The following is a 12856-nucleotide window of genomic DNA, read 5'->3' on the forward strand; positions in this document are numbered from 1 at the left end:
GGGCGGGGCAGACGGGGCGTCAGGTGAGGGGTGGCAGCTGCGCGTGGACGGCGGCGCGGGCGGCCCGGGCGTCGGGCGCGGACAGCGCGAGCTCGGCCAGCCGGACGCACTCGTCGCGGGTGACGGAGAGCAGCGTCGTCGCGACCTCGGCAATGGCACGCGCCGTCATCGACAGGCTGGTCACGCCGAGGCCGGCCAGCACGACGGCGAGCGCGGGGTCGGCCGCGGCCTCGCCGCAGACCCCCACCGGTCGGCCGGCTTGGACGCCCGCCTCGGCGGTCAGGTGCACCAGGCGCAGCGCCGCCGGCTGCCAGGCGTCGTTGAGCGCGGCGAGGTCGCCGAGCAGCCGGTCGGCGGCCATCGTGTACTGGGTGAGGTCGTTGGTGCCGAGGCTGGCGAACGCGACCGCCGACATCAGCGCGTCGGCGGTGAGCGCGAGCGCCGGCACCTCGACCATGACGCCGGCGGTGGCCAGGCCGTGGGCGTGGGCGCGCTCGACGAAGTCGGCGGCCTCGCCGGCGGTCGAGACCATGGGCGCCATGACCCAGACCTCGGTTCCGGACGTCGTGGCAGCCCGGGCGATGGCCTCGAGCTGGTGGTCGAGCACCTCGGAATGCCGGACGGCCGTGCGGTAGCCGCGGACGCCGAGGGCGGGGTTGGCCTCCGTGGCGTCGGTGAGGAACGGCAGCGGCTTGTCCGCGCCGGCGTCGAGGGTGCGGACGACGACCTTCTTGCCGGCGAACGGCTCCAGCACCGCACGGTACTGCTCGACCTGCTCGTCGACCGTGGGCTCCTCGGCGCGGTCGAGGAAGCAGAACTCGGTCCGGAACAACCCGACGCCCTCGGCGCCGGCCTCGGCGGCGGCCGCCGCGCCCTTGGGGTCGCCCACGTTCGCCAGCAACTGGACGCGGTGCCCGTCGGCCGTGCGACCGGTGCCGTCGAAGGTCCATTCGCGGTTCGCCAAGGCCTGCACCTGGGCGACGGTGTCGGCGGACGGGTTCGGCTCGATGGTCCCGAGGGCGCCGTCGACCAGGACGACGGCGCCGTCGGCCAGGTCCAGCACGCCCGGCGCCGCGACGACCGCGGGCAGTCCGAGCGCACGCGCCAGGATCGCCGTGTGCGAGGTCGGCCCGCCGCCCTCGGTCACCAGCGCCAGGCAGGTCGACGGGTCGAGCGTGGCGGTGTCGGCGGGCGCGAGGTCGTGCGCCACCAGGACGAACGGCTCGTCGCGATCGGGAACGCCCGGCGCCGGCCGGCCGTCGAGCACGGCCACGATGCGGTCGCGGACATCGGCGACGTCGCGGGCGCGCTCGGCCATGTAGCCCCCCAGCGACTCGAGCATCGCCTGGACCTCGGCCGCGGCCTCCCACACGGCGCGCGCCGGCGCCGTCCCGTCGTCGACCTTCTTCTGCGCCGCCGTGACCAGCGTCGGGTCGGCCGCCATCAGCGCCGTCGCCTCGAGCACGGCGGAGCCCTCGCCGTGCGCCGTCGTCGCCCGGTGCTCGAGGTCGGCGCGGACCTGCTCCGCGGCGGCGGCGATGCGCGCGCTCTCGGCGGCGACGTCGGCGCCGTCGGCCAGCCGCGCCTCCGCCGCCGGCTCCGCTACCGGATCCGGCATCCGGACCACCGGACCGACCGCTCGCCCGGAACTGACACCCACCCCGCTGATCACTGCCACGGCGTTCCTCCTCGAACCTGTCCCACACACGATCATCGGCACTTCCCGCCTCGACGCCGCGGGAAGTGCCGACGATCACAGCAACTGCGCTACCTCGGCTGCCCGTCCGACGGCGGCGGCGTCCGCGGTGCCGCCGGCGGCTCAGGAGCGGGCGGCGGCGGGGGCGCCACCGGCCGCTCCGCGTCGGCCGGACGGTCCGGTGCGGCCACGCCGGCCGGGACCTTCTCCTCCTCCTGGACGATCTCCGCGGCCTCCTCGCCGAGCGAGGCCTGCACCGCCTCGTCGTCCTCCTCGCGGCCAGGCGTCCGCAGGTTCCACTTGGTGATCACCCAGCGGAACAGGAAGTAGTAGACGACGGCGTAGCCCAACCCGATGACGATCAGCAGGAGCGGCTTCTCGGCGATGCGGAAGTTGATCGCGTAGTCGATGAAGCCGGCCGAGAACCCGAACCCGTCGCGGATGTCCAGCGCGTTGGTCAGCGCCAGCGCCGTCCCGGTCAGCACCGCGTGGATGAAGTACAGCGGGAACGCGACGAACAGGAACGAGAACTCCAGCGGCTCGGTGACGCCGGTGAGGAACGAGGTCAGCGCGGCGCCGAGCATGATGCCGCCGACGATCTTCTTCTGTGCCGGCTTCGCGGTCTGCCAGATCGCCAGGGCGGCGGCCGGCAGGGCGAACATCATGATCGGGAAGAAGCCGGTCATGAACGCGCCGGCCGTCGGGTCGCCGTTCAGGAATCGCAGGATGTCGCCCTGGACCGGGTCGCCGCCCGGCGGCGTGTACTCGCCCAGCTGGAACCAGGGGAACGAGTTGAGGATGTGGTGCAGGCCCAGCGGGATGAGCAGCCGGTTGAAGAAGCCGTAGAGCCCCCCGCCCAGCACGTCGTTCTCGGTGACCCACTCGCCGAGGTTGGTCAGGCCGGCGTCGAACGGCTTGTACAGGAAGCTCATGCCGACGGCGATGAAGACGGCCGCGACGGCGGTGATGATCGGCACGAACCGGCGGCCGCCGAAGAAGGCGAGGTACGGAGGGAGCTTGATCCGGTAGTACCGCTGCCATAGCAGGGCCGCGACGATGCCCATGATGATGCCGCCGAGCACGCCGAAGTTGATCAGCTGCTGCTCCTCGCCCTCGGCGGCCTCGCCGAGGACGTACGGAGACATCGCGTCGGTGACGCTCTCGTAGACCAGGTAGCCGACCACGGCGGCGAGCGCCGTCGAGCCGTCGGACTTGCGGGCGAACCCGATGGCGACGCCCAGCGCGAAGATCAGCGCCAGGTTGTTGAAGATGCCGGCGCCGGCCGCGCCGACGACCTCGGACACCGGCTGCAGCCAGTGCAGCCCGTCGTACTGGGCCAGGCCGGCGGGCAGCCCCTCCGGAACGGTGCCCGGCTCGCCGCCGAGCATGTCGTTGGAGCCCAGTCGCAGCAGCAGCGCCGCGGCGGGCAGGACCGCGATCGGCAGCATGAGGCTGCGGCCGATGCGCTGCAGGACGGCCAGGCCGGGGAAGCCGCGCTTCCCGGTCGCGGTGGCTGTCACGGCACTCATTCCAGCTCCCCTCTCGCGGTCGTGAGGATCTGACGGTTCACGTGCGTCTCCTCTACAGGTGATGTCCCGGGCCGGAGCCCGTGTGGGGGGTTCGTTCCAGCGTCATGTGCACCTGGTACCGGTCGGCGCGGTACCACGAGGTGACGTGCTCCATCGGCCGTCCGGCGGCGTAGGAGGTCTTGCGGAAGACGAGCAGCGGCGCGGCCGGCGGGACGCGCAGCAGCCGGGCGCGCAACGGGTCGGCGCCCTCGGCCCAGACCGTCTGGGCGGCGGAGTCGAGGACGCGGCCGTAGTCGTGCGCCAGGATCGAGTAGACGGAACTGGTGAGGTCGCGTTCGAGCAGTCCGGGCAGCGGCGATGACGGCAGCCACGACACCTCGTGCGCCATGGGGGCGCCGTCGGCCGAGCGCAGCCGCTCGATCCGGTAGGCGCGGTCGGTGACGTCGAGCCCCAGAGCGGCCCGGGCCGGCGGCGGCGCGGCGGTCTCGTCGGCGCCCAGGACCACCGTCGACGGCTTGTGGCCGCGGCGGCGCATGTCCTCGGTGAACGACGACAGGTGCATCTGCGATTCGATGCTGGCGGCCGCCACGAACGTGCCCTTGCCGCGGACCCGGTAGAGCCGGCCCTCGGCGACCAGCCGGCCGACGGCCTCGCGGACCGTGGCCCGGCTGACCTTGAACCGGGCGACCAGTTCGCGTTCCGAGGGGACCGGGGCGTCAGGCACCAGCTCGCCCTCGATCATGGCGAGCAGGATCTCTCTCAGCTGCCGGTGTTTGGGCACCGGTCCGTCGACCACGTTCACGGAGACCCTCTTTCCGGACTTAACGGACACTGGTAGTAACTGGTCTAGATGACTTGACCAGTGGCCCATACAATGTGGCTGCGCCTCTCGCTTGTCAAGGGGTTGTGGCAGCCGACCGCGAGGTCTGACGCCAGTCCCTGCGCGAGGTGCGGCCCGAATCGACCGGTCGACGGACTTTCCGCGGCCCCGACCTGATGCGAGTCCCGTGCTGTCCTTGCGCCGATCCACGCTCAAGTACCTCCAGGTGCGCGACTACCTGCGTGGCCTCGTCGTGAGTGAGCTGCGCCCCGGTGACCCCGTGCCGTCGGAGCGGATGCTCTGCGAGCGGTTCGGCGTGTCGCGCATGACGGTGCGCCAGGCCGTCGACGCGCTGGTCGTCGAGGGGGTGCTCGAGCGGGTCCAGGGCCGCGGCACGTTCGTCGCGCCACCCAAGGTCGACCTGCAGGTCCGGCTGGCGTCGTTCACCGAGGAGATGACCCGCCGCGGCATGACGGCGGGCGTCAAGGTGCTCGCGTCGGGCTTCGTGCGAGCCGAGCCGGACATCGCCGAGGCGCTCAAGGTGGCGCCGGGCGAGGAGCTCATCCACCTGCACCGGCTGCGTTTCGCCGACGACGAGCCCATGGCCGTCGAGCACACGTGGCTGCCCGCCGTCCGGCTGCCCGGCTTCCTCGACGACGGCATCCCGGCCAGCGTCTACGTCGAGCTCGACGCCCGAGGGCTGGTCCCGGACTGGGGCGAGGACACCATCGACGCCGGCGAGGCCGACCACGAGGAGGCCAAGCTGCTCATGATCAAGCCGGGCAAGCCCGTGCTGCGCATCTCGCGGCGCGCGTTCACCGGCGACGCCGCCATCGAGTACAGCCGCTCGGCCTTCCGCTCGGACCGCTACACGCTGTGGGTCCCCGTGGCCCGGCCCAACCCGTCGGTGGTGCCGCGGCGGCGTACGGCCACACCCTGACCCCGTCCCCACCCCTCGACAGGAGAGAAGCGCGTGACCGAAACGATCATGGCTCGCGAGATCGCCGAGCAGCCCGAGGCGCTGGCCCGGACGCTCGACGCGCTGCTGCCGCTGCGCCCGGAGCTGCGCACGCTGACCGAGGGCCGGCGCGTCGTGCTGTTCGTGGCCCGCGGGTCGTCGGACAACGCCGCGATCTACGGCCGATACCTGCTCGAGGTGCACGCGGGCGTCCCGGGCGGGCTGGCCGCGCCGAGCGTCGCGACGCATTACCACGCCGACCTCGACCTCTCCGAAGCCGTCGTCGTGTCGGTGTCGCAGTCGGGCGAGACCGAGGAGATCGTCGAGACGCAGGCATGGGCCGCCGCGCACGGCGCCCGCACCATCGTGGTCACGAACGACGGCGGCAGCTCACTCGCCGCCGCGGCCGACCTGGCGCTGGTCACGCGCGCCGGCGCGGAGCGCGCGGTGCCGGCCACGAAGTCCTACACCACGCAGCTGGCCGCCATGGCGGTGCTGGCCGACTCGTTCGCCGCCAAGCCGGGCACGCTCGACGCCGACCTCCGCCGCGTCCCCGCCGAGGTGCAGCGGCTGATCGAGCGGCGCGACGGCGTCGACGAGGCGGCCGAGCGGCTGGCGTCGACGCCGGAGACGCTGGTCAGCGGCCGCGGCATCACCTTCGGCACGGCGCTCGAGACGGCATTGAAGCTCGAGGAGACCTGCCTGCGCCCGGTGCGCGGGCTCTCCTACGCCGACCTGCGGCACGGGCCGATCGCCGTCGTCGACGCCGAGCACGTCGCGCTGCTGGTGTCGGCGGCCGACGGGCCGATGGTCGTCGGCCTCACGGAGCTGGCCCACGACCTGCGCCGGCGCGGGGCCGCGGCCACCATCGGCGTGGGCGGCGACGCCGCGTTCGCCGGCGCCGTCGACGTCTGCGTCACCGGCCCGGACCTGCCGGAGTCGGTGGCGCCGCTGGCGCTCGTCGTTCCCGCACAGTTGACGGTCGAGGCGCTGGCGCGCAGGCTCGGGCTGGACCCGGACGCGCCCCGCGGGCTCTCCAAGGTCACCCAGACCGACCCGGCCGGCAGCTGAGCCGGCCCCGCACTCTCAGCACACCCAACGGAGGGGACACATGGACAAGGCCGAGCAGATCCTGGCGGCGCTGGGCGGCGCCGACAACATCGTCGAGATCGAGCCGTGCGCCACGCGGCTGCGCACCGAGGTGCACGACGCCGCGCTGGTGGACGAGAAGGCGCTGAAGGCCGCCGGCGCCTTCGGCGTCATCTCGGCCGGGCAGGTGGTGCAGGTCGTGGTCGGGCCCGAGGCGGACACCATCGCCACCGACATCGAGGATCTGATGTGACCCAGCTCGACGTGCTGTCGCCGGTGCCGGGGCGGGTGATCGAGCTGGCCGAGGTGCCGGACCCGGTCTTCGCCCAGGCACTGGTCGGCCCCGGCCTCGCGGTGGACCCCGTGCGCACCGGCCGCGTGACGGCGGTGGCCCCGGTGGCGGGCACGCTCGTCAAGCTGCACCCGCACGCGTTCGTCATCCAGACCGCCGGCGGCGCCGGCCTGCTGACCCACCTCGGCATCGACACCGTCCAGCTGGCCGGCGACGGCTTCGAGCTGCACGTGGCCGAGGGCGACACGGTGGCCGCCGGCGACGCCGTCGTCACCTGGGACCCGGCGGCCGTCGAGACGGGCGGCCGCTCGCCGGTGGTCCCGGTCGTCGCGCTCGAGGCGATGCCGTCGGACCTGACCGGGCTGCACCCCGCCGGGCCGGCCGAGGCCGCCGACGTGCTGTTCACGTGGGTCCGGTGAGCGGCGGGCTCGACCCGCAGCTCGCCGGCCGGCGGGCGGCGCTGATCGACCTCGACGGCACGCTGGTCGACAGCGAGCCGGCGAACCAGGCCGCCTACCGGTCGTACTTCACCACCCGCGGCTGGGAGGTGGGGCCCGACGTCTACCGGCAGTTCGCCGGCCGCCGCGGCGCCGACGTGTTCGCCCAGCTGCCCGGGCCGTGGACCGGCGAGGACGCCGCGGCGCTGGTCGAGGGCGTGCTGGCACACGTGGACCACGACGCCCACCCGCTGCGCCCGCTGGCCGGCGCGGCCGAGCTGATCCGCCGGCTGCACGCGGCCGGCGTGGCGATCGCGCTGGTGACGTCGGCCAAGCTGAGCTGGGCCGAGTACGCGGTGGGCGACGTGCTGGGCGTGCGCGACTGCTTCACGGCACTGATCACCTGGGAGACGGTCGGCGCCGGCAAGCCCGACCCGGCGCCCTACCTGGCCGGCGCCGACGCGGTGGGTGCGCCGCCGGCCGACGCCGTGGCGCTCGAGGACACCGTGCCCGGCCTGCGGTCGGCGCTGGCCGCGGGCGTGGGCCTGGTGATCGGCGTGGCGTCGGGCGCCGACCGGGGGACGCTGCTGGACGGCGGCGCGCACCGCGTGGTGGCCGGGCCGGGCGACCTGCTGAAGTCCTGACCACCGTTTGATCGATCTGGGTACGGGTACATCGCCGCCATAGCAAGCCTGCGACTGGTCGACGAGCCCCGTAGGAGGTCGGAACCATGATGATCGTGCTCGCACTGCTGCTCCTCGCGGTGGCCGGTGTCGCGGTGTACGTGATCGCGATGGACGGGACCGGTCAGATGATGATCGACGAGTTCGGCCTGAACACCGAGGTCCCGATCTGGGCCGTCTTCGTGGCCGGCGCCGTGACGATGTTCGTGGTGGTGGCGGCCGTGGCCGCGTTCGCCTCGGGCATGCGCGCCGCGAGGGCCCGCCGGACCGAGATCCGGTACCTGCGCCAGAAGGTGGCCACCCAGGAGACGGCCGAGGATCACGCGGTCGCCGACCGCTCCACCACGGACGGCGCGCCCGCCGGCCGGACCACCGACGACACCGTCGCCGACGACGGACAGCACCACCGGCTGGGTCGCTGGCGCCGGCGCCACGCCGCCGACGACACCCGGACCGACAAGCCGCCGGCCGAGGCCACGCGCAGCTGAGACGTGGGCGTGGTGACACCGGGCCCCGGTCGTGGAGGAATCCACGGCCGGGGCTTCGTCTGTGCCGGTCAGCCCGGGGAGTGCGGCCGCGGCGCCGGCTGCAGCCCGGCGGGCAGCTCGTAGCCGGCTTCCCACGGGAACCGGCCCGCTGCGTCGTCCCAGATCAGCTGCAGGGCCGGGACCGGCCCCGCGGCGCCGAGGTCGTAGTAGCGCTGCGCCGACCCCAGCAGGGGTGGGTCGCCGCCGTCGTGGAACGGGAACAGCCGCAGCTTGTGGTCCCAGCCCGCCAGCCGCAGCGGGCGCCCCGGGCCGAAGCGCTCGCCGTCGCGCACCCGCTGGCCGAACTCGTTGAGCAGCCACGCGCTGGTCTGCAGGTCGAGACCGTAGACCAGCAGCTCGGGGTGCTCGAAGCCGTACAGCCCGACGGTGTAGGCGAACGGGGGCGACCCCGCGGCGTACTGCACCGCCCAGCCGTGCCGGCGGACCGTGTCGCGCAGCCACGCGTCCTCCTGGTCCTGCCATTGCTGCAGCTGGAGAGCGGTGCACGCGATCGACGACATGTCAGGCCTCCGGGGATTCCATCGAGGGAACAGGAGTTCGAACGTTACGCGGACCCACTGACAATGTCGCGGCGACGGCGGCTCAGCGGTCGCGCCGGCGCTTCGCGGCGGCGATGTCCGCGCGCAGCTCGTCGGCGTTGCGGCGCGGGCCGTACCCAGGCGTGCCGGGCTGGATGCGCCAGCCCTCGGCGAGCGGGCCGATGTCGACGGCGTCGAAGCCGAACCGGTCCATGACCTTCGCCACCTGTGCCTTGGCGCCCTCGTCGTCGCCGGCGACGACGAGGGCGCGGCGGTCCGGCGTGCCGGGCGGGGCGCCGTCGGTCGTCAGGGCCGAGGCGTAGATGTGGTTGAACGCCTTCACGACGTGCGACTGCGGCAGGTGCGCCTGCAGTAGCTGCGAACTGGTGGTGCTCTCGTCGTCGAGCTCGGCGATGTGGCCGTCGCGCTGCCAGTAGTAGTTGGTGGTGTCGACCACGGTCTTGCCGTCCAGCGGCTCGGCCGGCACGTCGTGGATCGCCCGCAGCGGGATCGTTACGACGACGATGTCGCCCCCGGCCGCGGCCTCGTCGGTCGTGCCCGCCCGGGCCCGGTCGCCCAGCTCGTCGACCAGATCGACCAGCGTCTCGGGCCCGCGGGAGTTGCTGAGGACCACGTCATACCCGTTCGCCACCGCGAGGCGCGCCAGCTGGCCGCCGATGTTGCCGGCGCCGATGAAGCCCAGAGTCGTCATGCTCGGTTGAACATCGAAGCACCGGCGAACAGTCCCCGGACCAGGCGGGGATCACTCCTCGCCGGCGAGCGACAGCACCCGCAGGCGCTGCCCGGCGTACCAGGTGGCACCCACGATGACGACCGCGAGCAGCACCCCGGCCACCGCGAGCCGGACGTCCGACGACACCAGGTCGCGGGTGGCGATCGCCTCGGTCAGCGACAGCGACCACTGCTGCACGCTCAGCGTCCGCGCGCCGGGGACGAACGAGCCGAGCAGGCCCTCCCAGATCAGCGCGTACGCCAGCCCGTACACGACGGCGTGCCGGGTGACGACGGCCAGCAGCAGGAAGATCGCGCTGTAGGCGATGGACGCCACCAGTGCGGCCACGCCGAAACCGAGCGCGATGCGCCCGGCCGTCCCGGACATCACCAGGCCCGCCACGAACGTGGGAACCGCGGCGAACAGCACGGTCCCCGTCGCGGCGACCGCGAACTTGCTCAGGATGATCCTCGGCCGCGAGATCGGCTTGGACAGCAGATACACGACGGAGCCGTCGTCGATCTCCGGGCCGATGACACCGGTGCCCACGATGAGCCCGAACAGCGGCACCAGGGCCGCCACCGCGACCGCGCCGAGAAAGTCGGCCGTGACCTGGTGGTCGACGCCGACGGTGAGGCGCAGCAGCACGGCCATGGCGAGCAGCAGCACCGACATCGCCAGCAGCAGCCAGGCCCGCCGGCCTCCGAGCAGCGCCCGGTAGGTCAGCCGGACAACGGTCCCGTTCATGCCTGAACCCCTAACTCTTCACCAGGTAGGAGAAGACGCTCTCGAGCGACTCGTCCGTCGGCGAGACCTCGTAGAGCCGGATGCCCGCGGCGCGGGCGACGCGTGGCAGCAGCTCGGTGAACCGCAGGAAGGACACCGCCTCGACGCTCAGCACGTCGTCGGTCAGCTGGACGCCGGCGGTGGAGCCGTCGGCGATGAGCGCGGACGCGAGCGCACGGTCGTCGGAGGAACGGATGACGTACTGGTGCGGCCGGTCGATCATGAGCCGGCGGATCTCGCGGAAGTCGCCGGACGCGGCGTGCCGGCCGGCGACCATGACCTCGATCTGTTGCGCCAGCTGCTCGACCTCTTCGAGGATGTGCGAGCTGAACAGCACCGTCCGGCCCGCGGCGCCCATCTGGCGCAGCAGGTCCATGAGGTGCAGTCGCTGCCGCGGGTCCATGCCGTTGAACGGCTCGTCGAGCAGCAGGACGGCGGGGTCGTGCACGAGCGCCGAGGCCATCTTGACCCGCTGGCGCATGCCCTTGGAGTACTCGCCGACCTTGCGGCCCTGCGCGAACTCCATCTCGACCGTGGCGAGCGCCCGCTTGGCCGCGGCGCCGGGGTCGGGCAGGCCGTGCAGCTCGGCGTTGGCCAGCACGAACTGCCAGCCGGTCAGGAAGTCGTAGGAGGCCTCGCGCTCGGGCACCAGCCCGATGGTGCGGTAGATCTCCGGGTTCTTCCAGACGGTGACGCCGTCGAGCGTGACGGTGCCGGCCGAGGGCGCCAGGAACCCCCCGAGCATGCTGATGAGCGTCGACTTGCCGGCGCCGTTGGGACCGAGCAGGCCGGTGATGCCCGGGCCGATGGTCATCGTGACGTCGTTGACGGCGACGACGTTGCCGTACCAGCGCGACACGGTGTCCACGGAGAGGACGTTCATGAGACGGAGACCTTCCGGTAGCGCAGGTTCAGCAGGGCCCAGCAGGCGCCGATGACGGCGAATGTCACCAGCACGTACACGACGCCACCGGCGTCACCGGGCGGTGGTGCGACGGCGGACGAGGAGGCGTCGAGCACCCAGGATTGGAAGCCGTCGACCAGCGTGATGGGCGACAGCAGCCCCAGCCAGCCGGCCAGGTCGGCGTTGCCGACCTCGTAGCGGATGATCCCCTGCAGGGCGCTGACGGCGGCGAAGCTCAGCGCGAAGACGGTGATGATGGCGGCGACGCCGAGTCCGCGCCGCGGCGTCAGCGATGCGATGACCAGCCCCACGCCGGCGAACACCACCGCGAACACCGCCGCGCCGACCAGCGCCAGCAGCACGTCGCCGGTCTCGCGGCCGACCGGGAACTCCGCCAGCAGCGCACCCACGTACATGATCAACAGTGGCGCCGTCAGCAGCAGGAACAGCGCCGTCGCCAGCCCCGCGAACTTCGCCAGCACATAGTCGGAGCGCTCGAGCGGCCGCGAGAAGTACAGCGGGACCGTCTTGAACCGCAGGTCGCGCGAGAGCGACGCCGGCGCCTGCGCGGCCACGAAGATGGTCAGGATGCCCTGGGTCACGACCGCGTAGCGCGAGTACGCCAGCGGCAGCTCGCCGGTGATGCTGGACGTGACGTTGGCGATGACGGTGATGATGAACGCGGGCAGGCACATGACGCCGAGCAGCAGCATCGGCAGCACCTTGGCGCGGGCCGACCGGCCCAGGCCGTAGGCGCCGCGCAGGCTCTGCGCGAACAGCGCCCGGGTGACCTGACGCCGGCCGAGCCGCGGGCCGTCGTACTTGCGGTAGCCGATGTCGTGGATGACACCCGACGGCGGATTGGGCATCGGGCGGCTCATTCCTGGTCCTCTCCGAAGACCTCCGAGATGTGGTGCCGGCGCTGCTCCAGCCGGATCAGCCCGACCCCCTGGGCGGCGACGGTGTCGCGCACGACGTCGTAGGTCTCGTCGTCGTCGAGCGAGAGCTCCAGCAGGTGGCCGTCGCGCTTCACCGTCAGCCCGGCGGCCGTCAGCGCGTCGGCGACGGCATCGGTCTCGGCCGACACCTCGATCGCCAGGAACTGGCTGGTGCGGGTGAACTCCGACGTGGACGACGACCGCAGCAGCTGGCCGCCGTCGACGACCACCACGTGGTCGGAGATGCGCTCCAGCTCGCCGAGCAGGTGCGACGTCACCAGCACGGTGATGCCGAACTCGGCCCAGATGCGCCGGATCAGCAGCAGCATCTCGTCGCGGCCGACGGGGTCGAGCCCGTTGGTCGGCTCGTCGAGCATGACGATCTCGGGGTCGTGCACGAGCGCCTGGGCCAGCTTGACCCGCTGCTTCATGCCGGTGGAGTAGCCGCCGATGGGGCGGTACCGCTCCTCGTAGAGGCCGACGTGGCGCAGGGTGTCGGCGGTCCGCTCGCGCGCGGCGTCGGCCGGCAGCCCGGACATGCGCGCCATGTGCACGACGAACTCGGTGGCGGACACGTCGCCGGGCAGGCAGTCGTGCTCGGGCATGTAGCCGACCCGCTCCCGGATCGCCGGCCCGTCCTTCGTCACGTCGAGCCCGAAGACGCGCGCCGTGCCGGACGTCGCCGGCGACAGCCCGAGCAGGACCTTGATCAGCGTCGACTTGCCCGCGCCGTTGGCGCCGACGAGCCCCACGACGCCCGGCTCGACGTCGATGGTGAGCCGGTCGAGCGCGGTGGTCGCCGGGAACCGTTTCGTCAAGTCCTCGGTCTGGATGACTGGCACGGCTCGACGCTACCGGTGCCACCCCGCCGCGCGCGTCGGGCGGGGGTACGACACGCGATGTCGTACCAGAGCACGACCTTCCC

The 12856-nt window shown here is 72.8% G+C and carries 15 protein-coding genes; 6 read left to right on the forward strand and 9 right to left on the reverse strand.

Annotated features, from left to right (window positions below):
- Positions 1-19: 19 nt before the first annotated feature.
- From ptsP to E1212_RS04325, 3 genes are read right to left on the reverse strand one after another with little or no spacing between them, the layout of a single operon-like run.
- Entirely contained in the window at positions 20-1714 is a 1695-nt protein-coding gene (ptsP, locus tag E1212_RS04315; protein ID WP_131979655.1) for a phosphoenolpyruvate--protein phosphotransferase, read from the reverse strand.
- Between the two features lie 53 nt (positions 1715-1767).
- The gene (locus E1212_RS04320; RefSeq protein WP_131979658.1) at positions 1768-3225 is read right to left on the reverse strand and encodes a PTS transporter subunit EIIC; all 1458 of its coding nucleotides are present in this window, start codon (positions 3223-3225) and stop codon (positions 1768-1770) included.
- A 52-nt stretch (positions 3226-3277) separates the two neighbouring features.
- The gene (locus tag E1212_RS04325; protein ID WP_420814356.1) at positions 3278-3967 is read right to left on the reverse strand and encodes a GntR family transcriptional regulator; all 690 of its coding nucleotides are present in this window, start codon (positions 3965-3967) and stop codon (positions 3278-3280) included.
- Between the two features lie 265 nt (positions 3968-4232).
- Here E1212_RS04325 and E1212_RS04330 point away from each other — a divergent pair, with 265 nt between their 5' ends.
- From E1212_RS04330 to E1212_RS04355, 6 genes are all read left to right on the forward strand, one after another.
- Positions 4233-4985 (forward strand): GntR family transcriptional regulator, encoded by a 753-nt coding sequence (locus E1212_RS04330; RefSeq protein ID WP_420814349.1) that lies wholly within the window; start codon positions 4233-4235, stop codon positions 4983-4985.
- 48 nt (positions 4986-5033) lie between these two features.
- The gene (locus E1212_RS04335; RefSeq protein WP_420814357.1) at positions 5034-6074 is read left to right on the forward strand and encodes an SIS domain-containing protein; all 1041 of its coding nucleotides are present in this window, start codon (positions 5034-5036) and stop codon (positions 6072-6074) included.
- A 40-nt stretch (positions 6075-6114) separates the two neighbouring features.
- A complete protein-coding gene (locus tag E1212_RS04340; RefSeq protein ID WP_131979667.1) occupies positions 6115-6345 on the forward strand; it encodes a PTS sugar transporter subunit IIB in 231 nt (76 codons plus the stop codon).
- Positions 6342-6803 (forward strand): PTS sugar transporter subunit IIA, encoded by a 462-nt coding sequence (locus E1212_RS04345; protein ID WP_238992245.1) that lies wholly within the window; start codon positions 6342-6344, stop codon positions 6801-6803. Before E1212_RS04340 ends, E1212_RS04345 begins: the two co-directional genes overlap by 4 nt.
- A complete protein-coding gene (locus E1212_RS04350; RefSeq protein ID WP_131979670.1) occupies positions 6791-7465 on the forward strand; it encodes an HAD family hydrolase in 675 nt (224 codons plus the stop codon). The genes E1212_RS04345 and E1212_RS04350 overlap by 13 nt, the downstream gene beginning before the upstream one ends.
- 86 nt (positions 7466-7551) lie before the next feature.
- Positions 7552-7992: a hypothetical protein gene (locus E1212_RS04355; protein WP_131979671.1), complete on the forward strand. Its 441-nt coding sequence runs from the start codon at positions 7552-7554 to the stop codon at positions 7990-7992.
- 68 nt (positions 7993-8060) lie between these two features.
- Here E1212_RS04355 and E1212_RS04360 read toward each other — a convergent pair whose 3' ends face one another.
- From E1212_RS04360 to E1212_RS04385, 6 genes are all read right to left on the reverse strand, one after another.
- Entirely contained in the window at positions 8061-8552 is a 492-nt protein-coding gene (locus E1212_RS04360) for a DUF4262 domain-containing protein (RefSeq protein ID WP_131979674.1), read from the reverse strand.
- Between the two features lie 82 nt (positions 8553-8634).
- The gene (locus E1212_RS04365; RefSeq protein ID WP_131979677.1) at positions 8635-9282 is read right to left on the reverse strand and encodes an NADPH-dependent F420 reductase; all 648 of its coding nucleotides are present in this window, start codon (positions 9280-9282) and stop codon (positions 8635-8637) included.
- A gap of 51 nt (positions 9283-9333) precedes the next feature.
- The gene (locus E1212_RS04370) at positions 9334-10050 is read right to left on the reverse strand and encodes an ABC transporter permease (protein ID WP_131979679.1); all 717 of its coding nucleotides are present in this window, start codon (positions 10048-10050) and stop codon (positions 9334-9336) included.
- Between the two features lie 10 nt (positions 10051-10060).
- Positions 10061-10972 carry an ABC transporter ATP-binding protein gene (locus tag E1212_RS04375; RefSeq protein WP_131979682.1) on the reverse strand — a complete coding sequence of 304 codons (912 nt, stop codon included), beginning with the start codon at positions 10970-10972 and terminating at the stop codon, positions 10061-10063.
- A complete protein-coding gene (locus E1212_RS04380) occupies positions 10969-11874 on the reverse strand; it encodes an ABC transporter permease (RefSeq protein WP_203416381.1) in 906 nt (301 codons plus the stop codon). Before E1212_RS04380 ends, E1212_RS04375 begins: the two co-directional genes overlap by 4 nt.
- Positions 11871-12773, reverse strand: a complete 903-nt coding sequence (locus E1212_RS04385; RefSeq protein ID WP_131979685.1) for an ABC transporter ATP-binding protein — start codon at positions 12771-12773, stop codon at positions 11871-11873. The genes E1212_RS04380 and E1212_RS04385 overlap by 4 nt, the downstream gene beginning before the upstream one ends.
- Positions 12774-12856 lie beyond the last annotated feature (83 nt).

Source organism: Jiangella ureilytica, assembly GCF_004348545.1.
Lineage (GTDB): Bacteria > Actinomycetota > Actinomycetes > Jiangellales > Jiangellaceae > Jiangella > Jiangella ureilytica.

Coding starts and splice junctions, on each gene's coding strand:
- E1212_RS04340 (WP_131979667.1), top strand. CDS start 6,115: ATGGACAAGGCCGAGCAGATCCTGGCGGCGCTGGGCGGCGCCGACAAC.
- E1212_RS04325 (WP_420814356.1), bottom strand. CDS start 3,967: ATGATCGAGGGCGAGCTGGTGCCTGACGCCCCGGTCCCCTCGGAACGC.
- E1212_RS04370 (WP_131979679.1), bottom strand. CDS start 10,050: ATGAACGGGACCGTTGTCCGGCTGACCTACCGGGCGCTGCTCGGAGGC.
- E1212_RS04320 (WP_131979658.1), bottom strand. CDS start 3,225: ATGAGTGCCGTGACAGCCACCGCGACCGGGAAGCGCGGCTTCCCCGGC.
- E1212_RS04380 (WP_203416381.1), bottom strand. CDS start 11,874: ATGAGCCGCCCGATGCCCAATCCGCCGTCGGGTGTCATCCACGACATC.
- E1212_RS04365 (WP_131979677.1), bottom strand. CDS start 9,282: ATGACGACTCTGGGCTTCATCGGCGCCGGCAACATCGGCGGCCAGCTG.
- E1212_RS04375 (WP_131979682.1), bottom strand. CDS start 10,972: ATGAACGTCCTCTCCGTGGACACCGTGTCGCGCTGGTACGGCAACGTC.
- E1212_RS04360 (WP_131979674.1), bottom strand. CDS start 8,552: ATGTCGTCGATCGCGTGCACCGCTCTCCAGCTGCAGCAATGGCAGGAC.
- E1212_RS04355 (WP_131979671.1), top strand. CDS start 7,552: ATGATGATCGTGCTCGCACTGCTGCTCCTCGCGGTGGCCGGTGTCGCG.
- E1212_RS04335 (WP_420814357.1), top strand. CDS start 5,034: ATGGCTCGCGAGATCGCCGAGCAGCCCGAGGCGCTGGCCCGGACGCTC.
- ptsP (WP_131979655.1), bottom strand. CDS start 1,714: ATGATCGTGTGTGGGACAGGTTCGAGGAGGAACGCCGTGGCAGTGATC.